This is a genomic window from Neobacillus ginsengisoli (genome assembly GCF_030813055.1).
The window spans coordinates 1-21,926 of the sequence record NZ_JAUSTW010000003.1; the positions used below are offsets into that span (position 1 = coordinate 1).

General features: G+C 38.0%; 16 protein-coding genes, 1 tRNA gene and 1 rRNA gene. 3 read left to right on the forward strand and 15 right to left on the reverse strand.

Features of this window, described 5'->3' with window-relative positions:
• Nucleotides 1–314, reverse strand: a 16S ribosomal RNA gene (locus J2S10_RS09165); the annotation flags it as partial.
• Between the two features lie 988 nt (nt 315–1,302).
• Here J2S10_RS09165 and J2S10_RS09170 point away from each other — a divergent pair.
• Both J2S10_RS09170 and J2S10_RS09175 read left to right on the forward strand, forming a co-directional pair.
• A complete protein-coding gene (locus J2S10_RS09170; protein ID WP_307406816.1) occupies nt 1,303–1,998 on the forward strand; it encodes an MgtC/SapB family protein in 696 nt (231 codons plus the stop codon).
• Nucleotides 1,999–2,083: 85 nt separating this feature from the next.
• A tRNA-Ala gene (locus tag J2S10_RS09175) sits at nt 2,084–2,156 on the forward strand.
• Between the two features lie 152 nt (nt 2,157–2,308).
• Here the strand turns inward: J2S10_RS09175 and J2S10_RS09180 are convergent.
• Together J2S10_RS09180 and J2S10_RS09185 are read right to left on the reverse strand one after the other, a co-directional pair.
• Nucleotides 2,309–3,193 carry a fumarylacetoacetate hydrolase family protein gene (locus J2S10_RS09180; protein ID WP_307406818.1) on the reverse strand — a complete coding sequence of 295 codons (885 nt, stop codon included), beginning with the start codon at nt 3,191–3,193 and terminating at the stop codon, nt 2,309–2,311.
• Nucleotides 3,194–3,213: 20 nt separating this feature from the next.
• Entirely contained in the window at nt 3,214–4,614 is a 1,401-nt protein-coding gene (locus tag J2S10_RS09185; protein WP_307406820.1) for a DEAD/DEAH box helicase, read from the reverse strand.
• 167 nt (nt 4,615–4,781) lie between these two features.
• On the opposite strand from J2S10_RS09185, the gene J2S10_RS09190 reads away from it, so the two are divergent.
• Nucleotides 4,782–5,360, forward strand: coding sequence for an RBBP9/YdeN family alpha/beta hydrolase (locus tag J2S10_RS09190; protein ID WP_307406823.1), 579 nt, complete (start codon nt 4,782–4,784; stop codon nt 5,358–5,360).
• Nucleotides 5,361–5,585: 225 nt separating this feature from the next.
• Here the strand turns inward: J2S10_RS09190 and ebgA are convergent, their stop codons facing one another.
• The 12 genes from ebgA to J2S10_RS09250 form a co-directional block, all read right to left on the reverse strand.
• Entirely contained in the window at nt 5,586–8,672 is a 3,087-nt protein-coding gene (gene ebgA / locus J2S10_RS09195; protein WP_307406825.1) for a beta-galactosidase subunit alpha, read from the reverse strand.
• A 23-nt stretch (nt 8,673–8,695) separates the two neighbouring features.
• Nucleotides 8,696–9,526 carry a carbohydrate ABC transporter permease gene (locus J2S10_RS09200; protein WP_307406828.1) on the reverse strand — a complete coding sequence of 277 codons (831 nt, stop codon included), beginning with the start codon at nt 9,524–9,526 and terminating at the stop codon, nt 8,696–8,698.
• Complete coding sequence (locus J2S10_RS09205; RefSeq protein ID WP_307406830.1) at nt 9,523–10,446, reverse strand: carbohydrate ABC transporter permease; 924 nt, start codon at nt 10,444–10,446, stop codon at nt 9,523–9,525. The genes J2S10_RS09200 and J2S10_RS09205 overlap by 4 nt, the downstream gene beginning before the upstream one ends.
• An 80-nt stretch (nt 10,447–10,526) precedes the next feature.
• Nucleotides 10,527–11,819: an ABC transporter substrate-binding protein gene (locus J2S10_RS09210; RefSeq protein ID WP_307406832.1), complete on the reverse strand. Its 1,293-nt coding sequence runs from the start codon at nt 11,817–11,819 to the stop codon at nt 10,527–10,529.
• A 54-nt stretch (nt 11,820–11,873) separates the two neighbouring features.
• Nucleotides 11,874–13,448 (reverse strand): aminomethyl-transferring glycine dehydrogenase subunit GcvPB, encoded by a 1,575-nt coding sequence (gene gcvPB, locus J2S10_RS09215; RefSeq protein WP_307406833.1) that lies wholly within the window; start codon nt 13,446–13,448, stop codon nt 11,874–11,876.
• A gap of 26 nt (nt 13,449–13,474) precedes the next feature.
• Complete coding sequence (gene gcvPA, locus J2S10_RS09220) at nt 13,475–14,863, reverse strand: aminomethyl-transferring glycine dehydrogenase subunit GcvPA (RefSeq protein ID WP_307406836.1); 1,389 nt, start codon at nt 14,861–14,863, stop codon at nt 13,475–13,477.
• A 61-nt stretch (nt 14,864–14,924) separates the two neighbouring features.
• The gene (locus J2S10_RS09225; RefSeq protein WP_307406838.1) at nt 14,925–15,704 is read right to left on the reverse strand and encodes an SDR family NAD(P)-dependent oxidoreductase; all 780 of its coding nucleotides are present in this window, start codon (nt 15,702–15,704) and stop codon (nt 14,925–14,927) included.
• Nucleotides 15,705–15,755: 51 nt separating this feature from the next.
• Complete coding sequence (locus J2S10_RS09230) at nt 15,756–17,438, reverse strand: amylo-alpha-1,6-glucosidase (RefSeq protein WP_307406840.1); 1,683 nt, start codon at nt 17,436–17,438, stop codon at nt 15,756–15,758.
• Nucleotides 17,439–17,539: 101 nt separating this feature from the next.
• Nucleotides 17,540–18,370 carry a carbohydrate ABC transporter permease gene (locus J2S10_RS09235; RefSeq protein ID WP_307406842.1) on the reverse strand — a complete coding sequence of 277 codons (831 nt, stop codon included), beginning with the start codon at nt 18,368–18,370 and terminating at the stop codon, nt 17,540–17,542.
• A 34-nt stretch (nt 18,371–18,404) separates the two neighbouring features.
• Entirely contained in the window at nt 18,405–19,310 is a 906-nt protein-coding gene (locus J2S10_RS09240; protein WP_307408098.1) for a carbohydrate ABC transporter permease, read from the reverse strand.
• A 54-nt stretch (nt 19,311–19,364) separates the two neighbouring features.
• Nucleotides 19,365–20,633, reverse strand: a complete 1,269-nt coding sequence (locus J2S10_RS09245) for an ABC transporter substrate-binding protein (protein WP_307406845.1) — start codon at nt 20,631–20,633, stop codon at nt 19,365–19,367.
• A gap of 145 nt (nt 20,634–20,778) precedes the next feature.
• Nucleotides 20,779–21,921 (reverse strand): response regulator transcription factor, encoded by a 1,143-nt coding sequence (locus tag J2S10_RS09250; RefSeq protein WP_307406847.1) that lies wholly within the window; start codon nt 21,919–21,921, stop codon nt 20,779–20,781.
• Between the last annotated feature and the right edge of the window lie 5 nt (nt 21,922–21,926).

A 21,926-nucleotide genomic window follows, 5' to 3' on the forward strand; every position in this document is an offset into this window, starting at 1 on the left:
GATCACCCTCTCAGGTCGGCTACGCATCGTCGCCTTGGTGAGCCGTTACCTCACCAACTAGCTAATGCGCCGCGGGCCCATCTGTAAGTGACAGCCGAAACCGTCTTTCAGCTTTCCTACATGAGTAGGAAAGAATTATCCGGTATTAGCTCCGGTTTCCCGAAGTTATCCCAGTCTTACAGGCAGGTTGCCCACGTGTTACTCACCCGTCCGCCGCTAACCAATAGGAGCAAGCTCCTAAAGATTCGCTCGACTTGCATGTATTAGGCACGCCGCCAGCGTTCGTCCTGAGCCAGGATCAAACTCTCCAAGAAAGTTGATTAGCTCATAAAAGTTACGTTGGCTCAGCTTCACTTTCATACGAAAGATTCACTGATAGTTATTGTTTGTTTGCACGATTTTGTTTGTTTAGTTTTCAAAGAACAAGATTACTTCACCTCAAAATATCATTTCCAAGGCTTGTACTTTTTATCAATCGCTCAAAAGCGACTTCTTCAATATAACATATCTCTCTACACAGTGTCAATAACTTTTTTAATTTCTTTTTCGTTAATTGACGCTCTCGGTGAGGACGAGATTTAATATAACATGATAAATTAATGATTGCAATATAATTTATAAAGATTTTTTAAAATATATTTTTCACATTAACTAAATATAAGTTGTTTTTTTAAAATTCCGAGATATTATTCACATTGTTATCCACAAGTTAATGTATATTAAAGGCTATGGATATTATTAGTTAGATGATATACCAACAAAATGTTAAAAAATCTTCTTATATATATCCACATCTTATCCACTCAATAATTAAATCAAAAAATAGAGGAACAATTCTCCTTACTACTCACCGGCCCTGATAAAATCCAAAGGCTGTCCGGCTGTAAATGTATCATTCAAAAGTGTGAAAGAACTCATAAATAAACAATAAATGTATATGTATAATGATAATCTTTTACTAACAATTTGACCGAATAATAAACATGCTGTTACAAACACACAGACATTAAGTTCTGAAATTTACTTCTTTGTTCGAAAAAAAGGATGAAAATTTCAGAAAAAAATAGTCGGTTTAAAAGCAAATAAGGAGCAGATCTAGGATTTATAAATTTCAGAAGCTGTTACAGATATTATTCCTACACTTAGCCACATAAAAATTTATTTTGGTTCTATGACGAACTCCTTTATAATGAATATCAAACGAAAGGTGGCTTTTTCATTTTTTAACTGTTACTGAACATTATTTTCTATTAACTTATCAAAATTTTTGCCCACACAATATTATTATGGACGTGAAATCACATGAACAGTATTAATATGGAAATATTAATAAAACTTGGTATATCGGCTGTTTTTGGACTGATCATTGGTCTTGAACGAGAATTAAAAAGAAAGCCCGTCGGTCTAAAAACAAGTCTAGTTATTTGTATTGTAAGCTGCCTGTTAACGATTGTTTCTATAGAATCAGCTTATATGTTTCCCAATTCGGATAAAGTAAAAATTACAATGGACCCACTTCGTCTTGCTGCACAGATCGTTTCCGGGATCGGATTTTTGGGAGCGGGAGTTATTTTAAGAAGGGGTAATGACAGCATTTCAGGTCTAACAACTGCAGCGATGATTTGGGGAGCTGCCGGGATTGGTATCGCTGTTGGCGCAGGCTTTTACTTAGAGGCATTTGCCGGAGTAGCATTACTTATAATAAGTGTAGAATTTATCCCTTTCTTAATGAAGCTCATTGGTCCAAAACAATTAAGAGAAAAAGAAATTATGCTGCAACTGTTTATTCGTGATAAGGGTCAAATCGATATAGCAATAACCTCTTTAATGGAAAGGAACTATATTATTCGAAGAGTTCGGATAAAAGATTTAGACAATGGTGACCATCTTGTGCAAATTTTGGTAGCGGTTGATTATCGGGAAAAAACAACCGATGTTTACTCCTATGTTTCTAGTTTTAAGGGAGTAAAGAAAGTAGAAGTTGAAAGCATTAGTTAAGAGCCAAATTTAATTGGCTCTTTTAAAAATTTCCTCTTGCAAGAATGCGTTGTTACGGATATAATTTTATTTGTACCACTTATACGGGGGATTAGCTCAGCTGGGAGAGCGCTTGCATGGCATGCAAGAGGTCAGGGGTTCGAGCCCCCTATTCTCCATAACCCGAAAACCCTTGCACAGCAAGGGTTTTCTTTTTTTGTAGTTAAAAGTACTATTAGCGCAAATCTGAGCATTTTATATTTATAGTTGAAATGTAAAATTCAAGAACAAAGAAAACGCCGCTCTTTAAATGAAGCGACGCTTTCCTCCATTATTTCTCTGCTACGAATCTATTTGTTAATGCACCTATTTTTTCAACCTCAACCGTAACAACATCACCTGGCTTTAAGTAAACCTGCTTTTCTTCAGGATAGCCTAAGACCACACCTTCAGGCGTACCGGTCAAAATCAAATCACCGGGTTCTAATGTCAAATGCTGCGAAATGTAACTTACGATTTCGGCGCACGTAAAGATCATATCTGAGGTATTGGAATTCTGGCGCACTTCCCCATTTACTTTTGTAGTTAATTGCAGGTTTTGCGGGTCACCAACTTCATCGGCTGTCACTAAAAAAGGGCCAACTGGACTAAAATCGTCACAGCTTTTTCCTAGGAGCCATTGATGTGTTCTCATCTGTAAATCCCTTGCGGATAAATCATTCACGGTACAATAGCCAAAAACATGCTCTAGAGCTTCTTCTGTTTTCGCATATTTAGTTTTCTTCCCAATCACAATACCAAGCTCGACTTCATAATCAAGCTTTTTGGTTACTTTCGGTACTGCAATTTCACTCATATGGGACGTTAATGTATTATTGAATTTATTAAAAAGGATCGGCACTTCCGGATAAGAAGCGTTTGTTTCGTCAGCGTGCCTGCGATAATTTAACCCGACACAAATAATTTTTTGCGGATCCGTTACACAAGGGCCCCATTCAATCTCCTTTTCATTTAAAACCACCGGCTGATTATTTTCAGCGATGTATTCCTCCAACGCAGAAACTGCCGGCTGCCCTCCCTGAATTACAGACATAATGTCTGTTGGTATACCCTCTTTTGAGTTAACAGATAAGGATGCAGCGATATCAATAATCCCTTCATCCGATTTCACTCCAAGCGTTAATTGTTCATCTTTTAAAATGGCTACTAGTTTCATTTTCTTCCTCCCTATACTATTTATCTCGGTTTTTTCCTGCTGGATCCTGTTTTACTGCCTGATCTTTCACCTCTACCTGCCCGTTGACTGTCTGCCGTTCTCTTTCCCTTAACCGTCTTATACTTGACTCCAAATTCTTTCGTAGATTTTTCAGGACCGTCCGAATTTGGGTTTTGCTTTGTACTAATTGGTTTCGATTGTTTTTGGTTCCGATTACTGTTTAATTTTTTCTGTTTATCCTGCCTGGTTTTCGAGTCTTTGGTTGACTGTTTTCTCTCCGGTTTCTGATTATTATCCTGTATATTTTTTCTTACCAACGATTGTTTTTGAATCGTAATATTAAGTTCTTTTTCAATCATATCCAGCGTTGGCCGATCTGCTGATGAATAGAACGTGATTGCTAATCCTTTCATTCCCGCTCTGCCTGTTCTTCCAATTCGATGGATATAGCTTTCAGCATCCTCAGGGATATCATAGTTAAATACATGTGTAACTCCTTCAACATCAAGACCTCTTGCCGCTACATCCGTTGCAATCAATACTTGAATCTCAGCATCCCTAAAACGTTTCATTACTCGCTCTCTTTTTGCTTGTGATAAATCACCATGTAGTTCATCACATGAAAATCCATGAGACTTGAGGACCTCATAGAGTTTGCTTACTCTTCTCTTGGTTCGGCAAAAAACAACGGCCAAAAAAGGACGATGTGTTTCAACAAGCTCCATAAGTGTTGCTTGTTTAGCCCGATCAATCGTATGAATGGCAATTTGCTTTACATTATCTGCAGGTCCTTGCTTTTTTTCTATTTGAATATATTCAGGTGAACGCATTTGCTTTTTAGCTAATTTTCGAATTTCCGGCGGAATTGTTGCCGAAAACAACATAGTTTGCCGGCTATCAGGGGTTTCCCGGATAATATCTTCGACCTCATTTAGAAATCCTATATGAAGCATTTGGTCTGCTTCATCTAAAACAAGAAAGGATACATCTGATAATTGCACAGTTTCTCTTCTAATATGATCTAAAAGCCGCCCGGGTGTTCCGACAACTATTTGCACATTTCTCTTTAATTTTCTTAACTGTTTATCAACATCCTGTCCGCCATAAACAGCCAAGACATCAATCCCTATCAAATTTACAATTAATTTTTCAATCTCTTCGGTTATTTGCAACGCTAATTCTCTTGTGGGAGTAACTATGAGGGCTTGAACATGTGAAGCTTCTGAATTGATTTTTTCAAGAATAGGGAGGATAAAGGCAAACGTCTTTCCCGTTCCTGTTTGAGCTTGGGCAATAATATCTTTCCCTTCCATTATATGCGGAATAGCTCTTTCTTGAATTGGTGTGGGTGTTACCACACCATATTGATGTAATTGATCTGTTAATGCTTGTGAGATACCTAACGCTGAAAAATCAGGCAAATTAACCCCTACTTTCAATTAAGATGATGGAACTACAAAACCCTAGTCAAATATTCCAAAAAATGAATTATTATTAAACATTGTTTGCCATTTTGTAAGAAAGAAGATATAATTTCGATAATACCAACTTATTTTATCGGAATAGTGAACTTAAACGGAGGGATTTTATGAACCACCAAAGTTTTCTTATTATCCACGGACTGGGCGGAAGCGGACCTGATCATTGGCAATCTTGGTTGAGTCAAGAATTAAGAGAACAAAAGCTTAATGTCTGTTACCCTGTATTTTCAGAATTTGATTCACCTGATAAAAATGTATGGTTAAAAGAATTATCTTCTGCCATTGACACAATCCCAAAAGATCATTCCTTAACGGTCATTACCCATAGTCTTGGATGTCTTTTATGGCTTCATTTCGCCGCAGCTCAGAACAAACAAATTGCAAATCAAGTTATTCTTGTTGCACCGCCTTCTCCAATAAAAGTACTCTCAGAAGCGAAATCCTTTTTTCCGGTACCCTTAAATGTAAAAGATTTATCTATTGTGGCAGAAGATACGTTATTTGTCCATTCTACCAATGATCCCTATTGCAGCATTGAGGATTCAATGCACTATAATAAGCTCAACATTCCAACCATTTCATTAGCACACGCAGGCCATATCAACACACAATCCGGATTCGGAAAATGGCCTTGGATCCTCGATTTATGTTTAAAGAAAAATGAAAAATCCGAAGTTTATACTTAAACCAATAAAATAAACATGAGTTTCAACTCCTAAACCAATCATAGAAAAGAGACTATTGCTTGGATTAATTAAATATTGTTCACAATCCAGTTTATGTACTTTTATGAATTTAGAATAGCTTCGCCTCTTTCTCACAAAAAAAGTGCTTTTTAAAAGCACTTTTTTGTGTGTTGAGTCTCAAACTTCCTTTTTCCCCAAAAACATACAACAACATCATTTTAGTTACTATTGCTTAAAGATATACTTTGCAGTTTCTGCACTTCCATTAAACGGAATAAATGTGATTTCATATTTAAATGGACTTGGTTTTAATAGGTATTCAGATAATGGGCCTGGGCCGCAGCTATTACTACCGAGACCCATTAATTGAGAATCAAGATTTAATGTGATAAATCCACGTTTCTTTAATTGATATAAATGTTTGGCTTCCTCAATATCTTCATTGGTGTAATAATGTGAACTAAAATTCATGCTCTCTTTAGCTACAGCCATTAACCCAAAATTAACTCTATTATGGAGGCTCACCCATTTTACATCACTTCTATTGCCATTTTCCTGAGGATAGATATATGGGAAGAACAGTTCATCAACCTTCATACTAAAATGGCCCATTTTGCATGCAATCTTACTATCTGGATAGCTTTCCCAAGGGCCTCTTCCATACCAGCTGGCTTGTTCTAATTCAATCGGTAATTTCATTTTCAAACCTACCTTAGGCCAGGTTGCTGGCAATTTCCCATATGGCTGCCCTTTGAGTGCTAGGTGAATATTACCATTTCCAAGTATGGTATATTCATAGCTTGCATTTACACCCCAATCGAGGACTCTCGGTGACACTAAAGCTTCAACTCGTATTTTCACAGTCGACTCATCAATCTGTTCAAATTTGACCTTTTTAGTATCATGTTCTAGTAAATGAAGATATGCCTCCTTCCACTCTTTTTCGGTATACATTTCATTATCCGTCACAGCACGCCAAAAATTCATTTTCGGACCCTCAAGCATCACTTGTTGACCCTTATGAATCCATTTCGTCATCGTCCCAAGAACCTTCGAAAAGTTAACTTCAAAGTCTTGTCCTTTTACGAAAATATTAATATCTCTGTTTTCAACAGTAATTGGGCCGTGAGCTTGAAAATTCAACTGTTTTTCTACTAACCTCTTTTGAGGAACAGGAAGCTTAAATTGTGCCCATGCTACTTCGTGCCCTGATTTCGCCCATACTGTATCCTGCTTCAGTGTAAAGGATAAATTCAAATAAGATTCTTCCATAGAGGATAGTTTATAAGGAATCCTAATATAGCCTTTTTCAGTAGCTAAAATATTAGGTAAAGAAACGACTCCATTGTCAACCAGATCTCCAACAGCTGTTACATTCCAAGAAAGAGTGAGATGTTCCATTGATAAAAAGTCATAACGATTTTCGATGGTAAACTCACCAGTCTCAATGTTAAGAACGTCGACTAAAACTGGCTCAATGACTTTTTTGTACTGATAAAGGCCCGGTGATGGTATTCTGTCAGGACGAATCAGTCCATCAATACAGAAATTCCCGTTATTAGGTTGGTCATCAAAATTGCCTCCGTAGGCAAAATATTCCTCTCCATCTTCTGTAAACTGCCGCAAACCATGGTCAATCCATTCCCATACAAATCCACCCTGAAGACGTTTATATTGATAAAAAGCATCCCAATATTCCTTGAGTCCACCAGGTCCGTTCCCCATCGCATGGGCAAACTCACATAAGATATGTGGCTTTTCCCAGTCCTCTTCTTCAGCAAATCCGATTATTTTTTCCACCGATGAATACATGGTGCTAAAAATATCAGCAGCTTTCGTTTCGCGATCGCCTTCATAATGAACAACACGAGTCACGTCTAATTCCTTACACCATTTATACATTGCTTCAAAGTTGCAGCCAAAACCGGACTCATTTCCAAGTGACCACATGATAATGCTAGGGTGGTTTTTATCACGTTCTACCATTCTAACCATTCGGTCTACATATGCTTCCTCCCAAGTAGGGTCATCACTTAGAAGGTTGGCATCCCCTAATAGTTCAAAGCCATGGCATTCAAGGTCTGTTTCATCGATGACATATAAGCCATATTGATCACACAGATCGTAAAAACGCGGGTCATTCGGATAATGGGCAGTTCGAACCGCATTGATATTATATTGCTTCATCATCAATATATCTTGCTTCATTGTTTCATAAGATACCGCTCTTCCAGTATCAGGGTCGTGATCATGGCGATTTACCCCTTTAAACATGACCGTTTTTCCATTTACCTTTAGATTCCCAGCTTTTATTTCAATGGATCGAAACCCAATTTTGTACGGAATGACTTCCATAATATTTCCCATATTATCTTTCAAAAAAAGAAGAAGGGTATATAAGTTAGGGTCTTCTGCAGACCATTTTCTTGGTGCTGTTATATGAGTTTGGAGGGTAACATGTCTTATTTCGCCTGGAGCAATATTATCGGCCTTTGAAAATACTCCCTCACTCACACAATTGAGTTGCTCTAAAAGTTTGTATTCCAAATTGAAGCTTTGATGATTTGTTGTTGTATTTTTCACCTTTGCCTGAAGGTTTAATTCTGCATTCTCATAGTGATGATCAAAATTCGTCCTCACATAAAAGTCATTCACGTGCACTTGTGGCAAGGATAAAAGATAAACATCGCGAAAGATCCCGCTTAACCACCACATATCTTGATCTTCAAGGTACGATCCATCACTCCATTGATACACTTGTACAGCGATTACGTTCTTTCCATGCTTCACATAAGAAGTAATATCAAACTCTGCGGTCAAACGACTTCCTTTGCTAAACCCTGCTTCCTGCCCATTCACCCAAAGATGAAAGGCACTATCAACTCCCTCAAAACAAAGATGTATTTTTCTTCCATCCCACTCTTTCGGAAGATAAAAATCCCTCCGATAACACCCTGTAGGGTTCTTTTCTGGAACATAGGGTGGATTAACTGGGAAAGGATAGTATAAATCCGTATAATGCGGCTTTCCATATCCTTGAAGCTGCCAAACGCTAGGCACTTGTATATCATCCCACTCGCTTGTATCATAACTTTCTTCAAAAAAGTCCTTTGGAGCTAATAGAGAATGATGCGCATAATAAAATTTCCATTTCCCGTTAAGCAATTGAAAGGTTGAAGCAGCTTCTCGATTCCACCGTAATGCCTCATCTTCGTTTATGTAGGAAATAAAATGAGTTCGGGGCTCTAATCTATTTTTATGCATTATTTTTTGATTAGCGATATCTTCTTTTGAAAATGTTTTGTTCGCCATTTACGTCACCTCTAGTTTCATCATTATTCTTTTACGGACCCACCTAAAATCCCAGAGATAAAATGTTTTTGCAGTAATAGGAAAAAAATCATTATCGGGATCGTTGATAAAGTGGTTCCTAACATCAGCTGTCCATAATCTATTCTGGCCATTCCTAATAAACTAGATAAAGCAACAGGAAGTGTAAACATTTCTTTCGAATTTAGCGTAATAAGCGGCCAAATTAAGCTATTCCATTGGGACATAAATAGAAAAATAGAAACGGCAGCTAATGCCGGTCTTGTTACTGGTAAAATGACAGAAAAGAATATTCTTATTTCCCCAGCCCCATCTACTCGAGAGGCTTCAATAATTGAGTCTGGAACCGCCTTCATATTTTGCCTCATTAAATAAATCGCAAAAGGAGAGGACAGGCCTGGTAAAATGATTGCTTGATACGTATTTAACCAATTAAAAGAAACCATGATTTCAAATAAAGGAATCAATGTCACTTGAGAAGGAATCATTAAGGAACACAAGATAATGAAAAAGAACATGTTCTTTCCTTTAAATTGATATTTTGCAAAAGCGTACCCAGCCATTGCACTAATAAGCGTACTAATAAATGTATAAACAAGGGAAATAAATAATGAATTCCAAAATATTTTGGCGATACCTAATGACTCATTTAGTGATCGAAAGTTCTTTGTTAAGTAATCACCAGGAAGAAGCTTAGGTGGAATATGAAAAATCTCTCCTGATTGTAGAGTAGAACCGATGAGCATCCAATAAAACGGTCCAATTGATAAGATGACACCTACGATCAACAAACTATAAATCCATATTTTAGACGATATTTTCTTAGAAGTTATCATTCTTCAAAATCACCTACCAGTTTCATCTGAATCCAGGAAACGATTGCCGTAATAATAACAAGAACATAAGCAATGGCAGATGCATATCCAAAGTCAAAAAATTTAAAACCTGTTTCATATAGATAAAGCGTAATCGTTATCGTAGCACTATTTGGTCCACCATGTGTCAAAATAAACGGTTCGTCAAATAGTTGAAGTGTACCGATGGTCGACATTACGACAGTAAAAATAAACACGGGTTTTAATTGCGGAATGGTAATCATAAAAAATTGTTTTACTCTGCCCGCTCCGTCCATACTTGCTGCTTCATATAATTCAGATGGGATATTTTGCAATCCTGCCAAAAAAATTACCATATTATATCCAGTCCATCTCCATGTCATAACAAGGATCACAGAGACCTTCGCCCAAAACGGTGAAGTCAACCAAGGAATGGATTCAACTCCGACAAAGGATAAAACATAGTTAACTAATCCGAAATGCTCATCCAATAGAATCATAAAAACGATCGACGCAGCAACAAGCGCTGTAATGGCAGGCATAAAGTAAGAGATTCGAAAAAAAGCTTTCCCTTTTACCATTGATGAATGAAGTCCCACTGAAATGAGTAATGAAAGAAAAATCATGATTGGGACCTGGACAATCAAAATCTGAAATGTGTTAACAAGGGATTTATAGAAAATAGGATCATGAAAAAGTCGAACATAATTTGCCAATCCTACAAATGATTTCTCTACACCACGTACTTCATGAAAGCTTAAGATGAATGAAGAGATAACTGGATAAACGGTAAAAATCAAAATCAGAAGAAATGCCGGTCCGATAAAAGCATATGGAGCCGTTTTAGGAGTTAATAAATTTTTGCTTGTTTTGGCCCGAAGGTTTGGAGCAGTGCTTACTACTTTTTCTGTTTGATCCATTGAAACGCCCCCCAACTACAAGGAATTAAATGATAGAGCAGAGAGGAGTTGGACCTCCTGCTCTATCTCTATTACTAGACTTATTTTATTTCATTTTCTAATTGTTTTTGGGCATCTTTTAATGCAGATTCAACCGATTTATTCTCAAGTAAAATAGATGCTTGAGCATTACTAGTAAGACTGCTGGCTTTTGCATAATTTTCATTTAATTTTATTTTTGGAACTTGATCGACAATATCAGCAAATTTTTTGAAAATCGGACTATTGTTGAAGTACTCATTGTTTTGACTAAATTGCGGAGCACTATATGTTTCCTTCAAAGATGGAAATAGTCCATATTTTTCGAATCCTAAAAGTTGGGATTTTTTGTCCGTTGTAAAAAATTCTACAAAGGCATAGGCAGCAGATTGATTTGTGCTTGTTGAAGGAATCAATAAGGACGATCCCCCCACATTGGCATATCTGCTACCACCACTTTCAAAACTCGGTAAATAAAAAACATCCCATTTACCTTTTAAATTTGGTGCCTGGTCCATGATGGAACCAGCATACCAAACTCCATAAGGGACTGTAGCAACACTTCCGTTTACAGTAGCAGTTACAATGCCATCCCACCCTTTATTGTTTAAGACTAAATCCTCGTCGTGAAGCTTTTTAATGACATTCATTGCACGGATGGCTTCCTTGGATTGTAGTGTAATTTTCCCGTCCTTATCGAAATAGGAGAGTCCTTGCTGCTGCATCATCATTTGAAATACACCATCATAGTTTGGTATATCAATTGGTAATAACTTCGCACCGGTAGCATCTTTAATCTTCTTACCTGCCGCAATATAGTCATCCCATGTTTTGATGGAATTGGGATCAACATTTGCTTTTTTAAAATAATCAACTCGGTAAAATACCCCTGCAGGTCCAATATCCCACGGGGCAGCAATGAAATCCCCAGCCTTATTTTGAACGGCTGCAACCTTAGCTTGATTAAAGGAATCTTTGTACTTTCCATAACCAAGCTTGTTTAGTTTTAAAAATCCCTCTGGAAACTGGTGGACATATCCAGGAATTCGTTCATCCTCCATTAACACGACATCCGGTAATCCTGAACCTCTTGCGGCTAATCCCACAGTCAACTTATCATAAAGGTCTGAGCTATTGAAATCCTCCACTTTCACTTTTACATCCGGATATTTTTTCTGAAATCTATCTACAGCGGCTTTCATGGTTGCCGCCGCAACATCCCATCCCCAAACAGTTATTGTCCCTGTTGGATGTTTTTTATCCCCTGATATTTGGTCATTGGCAGTTGTATTTTTCGAGCAAGCAGATAGCAATAGGAGAATCATGACAAGCATAATCGACATGTACTTTTTCATTGTTTAGCCCCCTATTTTCATAAAGAAATGTCATTTCGGCCTTCTCTGTTCGTTTTATTTAACTAGATCGCATGCTTTAGTCTTTTTTAAATAAGTCCGCCAGGTGATACACCACTTCTCCGGATTTTCCAAATAATCTTGCTCGTCTATTTTGTGTATTGTACTATTATTCGGGGCATTTTTGACGGTAGCTGGATTTTCATATGCTTCATTTGAGATTTGCTCTAATGCATGAATGTATTCATCTAAATCCTGCTTCGAATAAGACTCTGTTGGCTCGAGGGTAAACGGCTGCTTTACGATATACGGATGGTGACTAGTCCAGTAATGCAATCCAAAATCAGTCATTCTTAACTGAACATCCTCTGTTGTTACCCCCGTTTCCTTCGTTAGTTGTTCCCAGCTGTAACGAACCTGCTCAAGACGATGTCCCTTGACATATGGTGCATCAGCACCTCGAATTTTTAACATTTTATGATACAAATAATTATTATTTAATACAGCAATTTTCGCTACTTCCTTAAGACCTTCAGCCCCAAGCGCCCGAATCCAAGCATAAGCACGAACTACCGTTTGAGCTACACCATGGAAAGCCCGAACTTTACCAATCGAATGCTTTAAATCGTACTCCAATGAATAGTTTTCATCTCTAAATTGGACAATTGGTACAGGCAAGAATTCTTTTAATTCTGCTGTTACACCAAGTGCACCTGTTGCTGGACCGCCGCACATATGTGGGGCAGCAAAGGTTTTATGAAGATTAAAGAAACACATATCAAATCCTGCTTCTTTTGCTCTTGTAATTCCTAGTAGGCCGTTTGCGTTCGCCTGATCGTAAAAGCAAATTCCTCCGGCTTGATGCACGATATCGGTAAACTCTTTAATTTTCGGATTAAAAATACCTGTATCTTCTGGGTTTGCCACAACAAAACCTGCTGTTCTCTCTGATACCGCTGCTTTTAATTTCTCAATATCGGGAAAGCCATTTTCATCTGGATGCAAGGTAATAATTTTATAGCCCTTCACGGCTGCCGTTGCTGCTTGGGATGGGTGAGAGAAAATGGTGGTGATAATTTCATCCCTATGGTCCCCTTCGCCTCTTTGTTCATGATATTTCTGCACGATTGAAGCCATTGTAAACAGTGCCTGTGTACCGCTGCTCGGTTGGAAGGAGAAATAATCCATACCGGAAATTTCTCTCATGCATAAATCCAGCTTGTAGAAAATCTCAAGCATCCCCTGAACAGTATCCTCATTTTGTAATGGATGAAGCTCCATTATTTTGGGATCGCGTATTAACATTTCATTTATTTTTGGAATGTACTTCATCGTACATGTTCCTTGCCCGATTTCAACATTAAAATCAGATCCAAGTGTTTCTTGAGAAAGCCTAAGATAATGTCTTAATACACGTGCTTGGCCAATTTCCGGAAGTTCCGGCTTATTTTTTCTCTGCATTGTGTGCGGAATCTTTGATTTCCCATCACCTACAGTCAATGCGATTTGTTCATGAACGGGTGGCAGCTCCACTCCTGTTTCTCCAGGTTGATGAAGTTCAAAAATGATGGGCTCATTCCATTTTGCCTGGTGAAAATCTCGGGTTTTGCTTTTACGTTGAATCCTTTGCATAATTGACAACTCCCCTCTTCTAATGATTATTTTGCTAAAATATCCTTTAAGGATTGAACAAGTTGGTCAATATCCTCTTTCGTATGAACTTCTGTTACACAAAATAATGCCGATTGACCAAACTCTGGGAACTCAGTTGAAAGGTCCTTTCCGCCAAAAATCTTTTTATCTAACAGCCTTTGATTAATCTGTTCAACAGAATAACCTGTTTGATTAAAATCAACGATAAATTCTTTAAAAAATGGCGAGCTCAATCGAGATCCGGTTATACCGGTAATTTCATTTAACTGTTGAACAGCATATTGACTATTTTGCATAATCGATTGCCCTACTTCCTCCATACCATGGGGGCCAAGTAATGCTAAATATACGCCTGCTGTAATTCCCCATAAAGCAGTCTGTGTACCAACGGATTCTTTTCCTTTTTCACGAAGTGCAAAGGATGTTCTTTCATATGCCACGTCCCCAAAGCCATATTCGCCTTCTTTCACCGTAGGGACGATACCAAATAAACGGGATGGATATTCATTGACGAATTTCACATCATTATGTGTTGCAATAAAGCCTGCCTGCCCTCCGCTAAAATTCATATGCATGCCAAGTGGCTGCAGGTCTCCGCAAACAATGTCAGCCCCATAATGGCTAGGCGGTGCAAGAATGCCAAGAGAAATTGGGTCTACCCCAACCACCATTAAGGCCCCGCTTGCCTTTAATAGCTTTGAAATTTGTGTTCCTTGTGCTTCAATAAAACCAAGATAGGATGGATTTTCAAAATAAAGTGCAGCTACATCAGCAGTTAATTTAGTTTTTAAGTCCTCAATGTCTAATTCCCCTGATTTCACATCAAAATTGACAAATTCAAACTCCAATTTCGGCGTTCCGTAGTTGATGATTATTTTGCTTCTTTCAGGTGCGACAGTTTTTGCTAATAAGATTTTTTTCCTCCCTGTGATACGAGAAGCCATTCTAACTGAAGTAGCTGCCGCCTGCCCCCAATCAAATGTTGGAACATTCACAACATCCATATCTACCAATTCAGCTACTAAACTTTGATACTCAAAAAGTGCCTGGAATCGGCCATGATCCTCATAAGGTTCACCAGCATAAGCTGTCAAAAATTCAGATCGCTGATTAATTTCATCACATACAGCTGGGACGAAATGCTGCCAGCTGCCAGCTCCGAGGAAATTTACACATTCCTTCGTACTCGTATTCTTGTTAAGTATCCCTTCAATATGCCGTCTAAGCTCGTATTCTGTTAATGCTGACGGCAGCTTCATCACTGCTTGAAGTTTCAGATCATCAGGGATACATGAATATAACTCCATGGTTGATTCTACTCCGATCACCTTTAACATTTCCGCTTGAACTTCAGGGACCATATTAGGTATATACGGATGTACCTTTTGTGACATTACAATAACCTCCTCATCGAGATTGATATCAATTAAATTTAAGTTTTGTTTTCAATTAATGTTAAGCTAATCCCCCGCCATCAACGGTGAGGTCTGTACCAGTGATCCATGATGACAAATCACTTGCGAGGAATAAGACTCCTTTAGCAATATCTCTTGGTGTACCGAGTCTCTCCAATGGTCGTCCTTTTGCAGATGAAACTAAAAAGGCTGCTTCTTTTATATTTAGTTGCTTCGCTTCATCCCTTAATAGCGGGGTATCTGTATCACCGGGACAAATACAGTTCACACGAATATATTGCGGACCATGGTCGATGGCCATTGCTTTTGTTAAATTCACTACTCCAGCTTTGGCTGCACAATAAGCGGCAGCTTGATCCCCACCTTTTTTCCCCCAACCCGAGCCAGTATTTATGATACTTCCCCCTCCCCCGCTAGCCATGAGAGGAATTAAATATTTAGAAAGAAGGAATATCCCTTTTAAAGAAACATCAATGACTAAGTCCCATTCCGACTCTTCCAAATCAACAACTGTTTTTCTCTTAATGACCCCTGCATTATTAAATAGAACGTTGACGGTGCCGTAGCATTCCTTTATGTGGTTTCCAACTGCTTTACAATCGTCTGCATTTGTTACATCACACCGAAAAAACTCTGCCTTATATCCCCTCCCTTTTAAATCTGCAGCGGCTTTGTAACCATTTTCTTCATTAATATCCAGCAGGACCACCTTTGCTCCTACTTCAGCTAAAAGAGCAGCGGTTGCATATCCAATCCCTGATGCGCCACCTGTTACAACACATACCTTATTTTCCAAATCAAAATAATCTTGATTAGACATCGTATAACCCCCTTATTTCGCAGATTTGATAATGTTAAAATTAGGATGATTTCATTCTAATAACGCATTGGCCAAAATTAGAAATACACTTGATGTCCATGTGAAGGCTGGATCACGCAAGCCTTCACCTGTAAGAGCTTGGAAGTTTTCAGCCATTCCTGATTTGTTTGCCATGTCACAAAACTTTTTAGCAATCACCTTTGCCAATTCGGTTTCTCCTGACTCCACAAGCCCTTTGTAAATTAACAAAGTAGTGGGTGCCCAAATCGGACCTCTCCAATAGCCATCCTCCTGGAAAAAAGAACTTGTTGGCTTTTCGGTGGCAAGCCCAAACTCCGTTATAAAGCCATTTTCCACTAACCCTTCCACTAAACTTTTCCTAATAGGTTCTGGCAACCTATTACCGAGAATAATAGGAACAAATAGAACAAGACTTTCAGAATGGATGACAGAATGATCACCTGAGCGAACTGCCGTAAACCGATCATTCTTCCAAAAATGGACAATCATTCTTGCAAGCAAATCCTTGGAATTCCTTGCCCATTTTTCCGCATCCTCTTTTTTCCCTACTTCTCTAGCAATTTCAGCCAGCACTTCCATTTGTAAAATTAAAAATGCTGATAAATCTGGACTTTCAATTGGAGTTCCCCTATGAAAGATCGTGCTATTATCCCAGCCGCTATCATTGCCATGATTATATTGCGGGATCCCGTCATGATCATCATCCCTGTATTGGAGCCACCAATCTGTCCATTTTATGAGCGGTTCATATACTTCTTGCAGTTTTTCTTTTGTAACAAATTCACGATTTTCCATAAGCTGCTTTAATGTCCAGCCATGGATAGGCGGCTTGGTAAAATTCCATAACGCATAGCGATTATTAATGAAGTCAGGCAGCATTCCAGATTCAGCTTGGTGATCAAAAAAAGTCACGAATTGCTCCCATGCTAATTCAGGTGAATTTTCTGCTAGGGCCAACGCATTGAAGCAATGATCCCAGCTCCAAATATTTGTCATCCAATTTTTTGACATGTACATGGCTGGTCTCGTTAATTTTCCTTCTGGTTCTACGACACATGACCAAGTTATATAAGCTGCAAGTTCCCTTCCATTTTTCAAGTAGGAACCACATTCAAGCGAATGATCCAACCAAGTTTGGAATTCATTCTGAACCAATTCTTGAGCTTTCAAAAATTCCAAATAACTCCGCTTTTTATAATCGGTGAAATATTCTTCAATCGCACAGTCCATTTCCAAGGTTTGTGGATCTGGTATAAAGTCAGCAACAATCTTCAGGCAGCGTTGTTCTTGAAAAGGTGCATCCATGACCAGTTTCCCTTTAATGGGAGTCAACATATAGTGGATTTCTTGACCTGAATGGTTTACTTCCCAGCACTCCCCATTCGCTGGAATCGCATAATCATAAGCGCCAGTAATACCTGTTAAGCGAATTCCAACTCCTTCACTTCTTATTTGCAGCACTTTTGCTTCTGTGATTGAAATGTCTGCAAATCCTTCTGCTGCTTCGAGCCGAAGAATGGTTGGTTTCAATACAGGTTTATACGGGACTATCTGACCATCGGAAAGGACATCTAACCGAAAAGTTTCTCCCAAATCGTTATCACCATTCCGAATATTCCGAATATATAGATTGTCATTATCCTTTCCATGTAACGGTGAGATAACGATAAAGGAACCAAATCTACTGAACGGGACCTTCAAAATATCCATCATTTATTTCACTCTCTTCCAAATCCCTTTCAATAAAGGCTTTAAAGTAAAAGTAATAACTTTTAATTGTCTCGAATCTTTTCTACCGATTTCTCACTATTACTCTATCCTTTGACCCCAGACCTAGAAGCATCCTCCACAATATACTTCTGTGCAAAGAAGAATAGAATAAGTGGCGGCAGACTGATTAAGAATGTTACCGCCATGATTCCCTCCATATTTACCCCAAACATTCCTTTAAATTGGGCTAAACCAAGAGTCAGAGTATATTTACTCTGATCATTTAAGAAAACCAGCGGGCCCAGATAATCATTCCAACAGCTTAGGATATTAAATACTGAAACTAATATTAAGGAAGGCTTCATTAATGGCAGATAAATTTTATAATAGATTTGAAACGCATTGGCTCCGTCCATTCTAGCAGCCTCATCCATTTCCTTTGGAATCGACATAATAAATTGGCGCAATAAGAAAATGTAAAATGGTGCACCAAACCATGAAGGCACAAACAACGACTTCAACGTATTAATCCAGCCTAGAACATTAAATTCCATGTATAAAGGAATCATTGTTACTTCCCAAGGAATCATCATCGAGGCGAGAAGGACAATAAATAAAAAATCTCTTCCCTTAAACTTGAAACGAGCGAAACCATAAGCAACCAAAGACGAAGATACAATTTGGCCAATCGTCGAAAGTACTGTCACTGTAACAGTATTTAGAAAAAATTGATTAAACGGCTGCGACATCCAAGCTTCTTTAAAGTTCTCAAAATGAAACTTTGAAGGTATCCATTTTGGTGGAAACAGGTATAACTCTTCAGGAGATTTAACTGAAGTTGTAAGCATCCAGAAAAATGGCGCTAAAAACAAGAGCGAAAAAAAGATAAGCAGTATATAGACAATTGTTTTCTCAGTTATTCTTTTTGTTTTCATAAAAGACCCCTCTACCTAGTCTGGGAAATACAAACTATTTATTCTTCATTTCTCCTTCATAATACACCCAGGCTGATGATGACTTAAAAACCAATAATGTTAAAATTAAAACAACTACAAACATAAACCAGGCATTAGCGGAGGAGTAACCCATTTTAAAATACTTAAAAGCATTTTCGTATACATACATCGCATAGAAATAAGTAGATTTAAGCGGTCCTCCACCTGTCAAAACAAGTGCTAATGTTAATTGTTGAAAAGCACTGATAATCGTTGTTATTAAATTGAACAAAATAGTTGGCGTTAACATAGGGATCGTAATCTTAAAAAACTGCTGAAATTTATTGGCTCCATCAATAGAAGCCGCTTCATATAAATCATTAGGAATGGCCTTTAAACCAGCTAAGAAGATTAGCATCATCGTTCCTTGGCCCCAAAGACTTGCAATAACCATTGCAATTAATGACCAATTAGGATCATTTAACCAATCAGGTCCTGTCACACCTAATCTCGACAAAAAGTAGTTGAGAATCCCATATTCGCCGTTATATACCCACGCCCAGATCATTGCCAGCGCAACACCTGAAATAACCGAAGGTAAATAGAAAAACGTACGAAATAATGAATAACCTTTTACTTTCTGATTTAATAGAATCGCCAAAAAGAGAGCTGTAATAATATTAAGAGGGACAAAAAGACAAGCAAACTTTAGTGTCACTCCCAATGACTCCCAAAACAATGGATCATCCGTAAACATCGTCTTGTAATTATCAATGCCTATAAACTTTTTCTCTCCTACTATCGGCCAATCAAAAAAACTAATAAAAAGTGAATAAAGTAATGGGCCTAATGTGAAGGCTAAAAATCCGATAACCCAGGGTGCGATAAAAAGCAGGGGGACGATATTACCCCACCTTGCTTTGCGATTTTGGATTTTTATAGTAGGTGCAGCTGCGGCATATTCTGTTTTCAACAAAAACACCTCTTTTAATTTTTACTTTTCAATATATTTCTCAGAGTCCTTCACTGCATTATTCAATTGTTTTTCAGCATCTTGGCCAAGCATGATGGCATTCACTGCAGCTGAGAGATTACGATTGATATCATCCCAATTTTTATTGAGTAGGAATGCTGGAGTATCATTCGATCTTTCAAGCATTTTATAAAAAGGACTAATTAATGGGTCTTGTTCCGTTTTCATTTCTTTAACCACACTAATGCGAACTGGTAAATCAGCTGTTCGCATTTTTATTGCTTCCGGAGAGGAGTAAAATTTCACAAATTTCCAAGCAAGGTCTTTATTTTTAGAATCCTTAGCAATGGAAACTGCTGAAGATGCAATAACTCCTTTCACAGGTTTCCCAGAAAATGCAGGCATTTCTACGGTACCAAAGTTCACCTTTGCTTCCTTAAAACCTTCCAATGGCCAAATCCCGCTTTCCCACATAGCAATCTTTCCTGCCTTAAAAATATCATCGCCGCTTTGTTGATTTTTACCGCCTACAAGGACAGCACTCTTATCCTTAACCATGTCTGCAAACATTTTGAGAGATTTAATTGTTTCAGGGCTATTCATATATCCAGCAATTTTCTTCCCATCCTCACTTATATAACTGCTGCCATTACTCCAAACAAAGCCTTGAAGATCGTACGTATCTGGTTCTGGTCTTACCCCAAATCCATACTGTTTTTTAGATGGATTGGAAAGTTTCTTTGCAATTGTTTTAAAGTCATCCCATGTCCAGCCATCTTTTGGGTATGGGATACCCGCTGCATCGAATAAAGCCTTGTTATAATAAACAACTCTTGTTGTAAACCCAGCTGGCATTCCGTACAATTTTCCATACATACTCGAATAGTTAAAGAGACCTTGGTAAAAATCATTCATGTCCATATCAGGATCACTTTTAATTAGCTGATCAAGTGGTTCAAGCGATTGGAAATATGCAGGGAAATTCCACATATACATCACATCAGGCGGGTTTTTCGCTCCAAAGGATGCTGCAAGCTTTTGGTCAAACCCATCACCGTAAGCTTCCACTTGCACTTTCACATTCGGATTTTTTTCTTCGAATTTTTTTGCAATCATCTGCTGAATTTTTAAAGTTTCCCCTGAATCCCAAGTAGCAAAACGAAGAATAGTTTTTCCGTTACTTCCGCCATTACCTCCAGCATTATTAGTCCCACTGGATTTACTGTTTGAACAGGCTGCCATTGCAAATACTAAAAACAATACTAAAAATGCCGTCGTAAGCTTTTTCATTACCATGTCCCCCTTTTTTCTTTTTATAAAACAGAAACCGCTTTCATTGTAACTTGAATGAAAGCGGTCTTAAACTAAAATTTATCTTATTCTTTTTGTAATATTGTTCGAATTTTCATAAGAGATGTAATAATAGGTAAATTTGTTAGCCAACATTCGGATTTTTGTTCTGCCGATAGTCTGATGGTGTTTTACCAATACATTTTTTAAACCATTTGCTAAAATATTTTCCATCTTGAATGCCTACTTTCTCTCCAATTTCTTGCAAAGTAAGTGATGAATTTTCAAGAAGATCACATGCAGCTTGGACTTTAATCTTTTCTGTAAAGGAGATAAAGCTTTCTCCAACCGTCTTTTTAAACATCGTACTAAAATGGCTTCGACTTAAGCCGACTTCATTGGCAATATAGGTAGAGGAAAGGGATTCGTGTAAATGTTGGATAATGATTTGAACAGCCCGTTGAATCGGTAATGGCCAATTTTCCAGCGAAAACTTAAATTGTTTTTCAAATTTTAACTGTCGGTAAAGCTTGGAAACTCCGTCCATCCATTCAGTCATTCCTTGATTTGGGCCATTCGTCTTCCAGCGAATCGAGGAATCAATAGTCCTTGCCTCAACTAAAAATCGTTCAAACTGTTGATGTGATTTTTCAGGAATAAATATAAAAGCTTGGCCCTTACCACAAGAAATCCTAGCAAAATGTTTCTCTTCTGATGGCAGTTTCTTTTGAAGGAGTTCACTGTTATTTACTCCGTTCAATAGATAAATAAAGTAGGGCTGACGCATCCATTTCCAATCACTAGAAAACAACTCCTCTAATAGCTTGGGAAAAGAATTTTCAAAGTCACATAACCATTCATAAAATTCCTTTGCTAGGGAGGATGAATCATATGCATTCTGGACATTTGCCAGGTTAATTTCACGTTCAAAACGCCCAAGGTATTCTTCAAATTGCTGGTCTTGAAAAGCAGTTTTCAAAATATATCCAGAAGCACCAATGTTCATTCCTTCTTGTGCGTATGTGAAGTCACGATGGCAGCTTAACAATATTATTTTGGTTGCTGGGGAATTCTGTTTTATTTTTCTTGCAAACTCAATTCCATTCATTTCGGGCATAACAATATCTGTTATCACTACTTCAGGGGAATGTTCCTGGAATAGCTCCCAAGCCTTTTGACCGTTAGGAGCATCTGCAATAACCTTCATGTTAAACTTCCCCCAATCGACCGTTGCGATTAATCCTTTTCTGACAATTAGTTCATCATCTGCGATTAACACCTTGATCATCACCG

What these genes read in the sequence shown, in the direction of transcription:
- J2S10_RS09170 (WP_307406816.1), top strand. Translation starts at nt 1,303, where the DNA reads ATGAACAGTATTAATATGGAAATATTAATAAAACTTGGTATATCGGCT.
- J2S10_RS09180 (WP_307406818.1), bottom strand. Translation starts at nt 3,193, where the DNA reads ATGAAACTAGTAGCCATTTTAAAAGATGAACAATTAACGCTTGGAGTG.
- J2S10_RS09190 (WP_307406823.1), top strand. Translation starts at nt 4,782, where the DNA reads ATGAACCACCAAAGTTTTCTTATTATCCACGGACTGGGCGGAAGCGGA.
- ebgA (WP_307406825.1), bottom strand. Translation starts at nt 8,672, where the DNA reads ATGGCGAACAAAACATTTTCAAAAGAAGATATCGCTAATCAAAAAATA.
- J2S10_RS09200 (WP_307406828.1), bottom strand. Translation starts at nt 9,526, where the DNA reads ATGATAACTTCTAAGAAAATATCGTCTAAAATATGGATTTATAGTTTG.
- J2S10_RS09205 (WP_307406830.1), bottom strand. Translation starts at nt 10,446, where the DNA reads ATGGATCAAACAGAAAAAGTAGTAAGCACTGCTCCAAACCTTCGGGCC.
- J2S10_RS09210 (WP_307406832.1), bottom strand. Translation starts at nt 11,819, where the DNA reads ATGAAAAAGTACATGTCGATTATGCTTGTCATGATTCTCCTATTGCTA.
- gcvPB (WP_307406833.1), bottom strand. Translation starts at nt 13,448, where the DNA reads ATGCAAAGGATTCAACGTAAAAGCAAAACCCGAGATTTTCACCAGGCA.
- gcvPA (WP_307406836.1), bottom strand. Translation starts at nt 14,863, where the DNA reads ATGTCACAAAAGGTACATCCGTATATACCTAATATGGTCCCTGAAGTT.
- J2S10_RS09225 (WP_307406838.1), bottom strand. Translation starts at nt 15,704, where the DNA reads ATGTCTAATCAAGATTATTTTGATTTGGAAAATAAGGTATGTGTTGTA.
- J2S10_RS09230 (WP_307406840.1), bottom strand. Translation starts at nt 17,438, where the DNA reads ATGATGGATATTTTGAAGGTCCCGTTCAGTAGATTTGGTTCCTTTATC.
- J2S10_RS09235 (WP_307406842.1), bottom strand. Translation starts at nt 18,370, where the DNA reads ATGAAAACAAAAAGAATAACTGAGAAAACAATTGTCTATATACTGCTT.
- J2S10_RS09245 (WP_307406845.1), bottom strand. Translation starts at nt 20,633, where the DNA reads ATGAAAAAGCTTACGACGGCATTTTTAGTATTGTTTTTAGTATTTGCA.
- J2S10_RS09250 (WP_307406847.1), bottom strand. Translation starts at nt 21,921, where the DNA reads ATGATCAAGGTGTTAATCGCAGATGATGAACTAATTGTCAGAAAAGGA.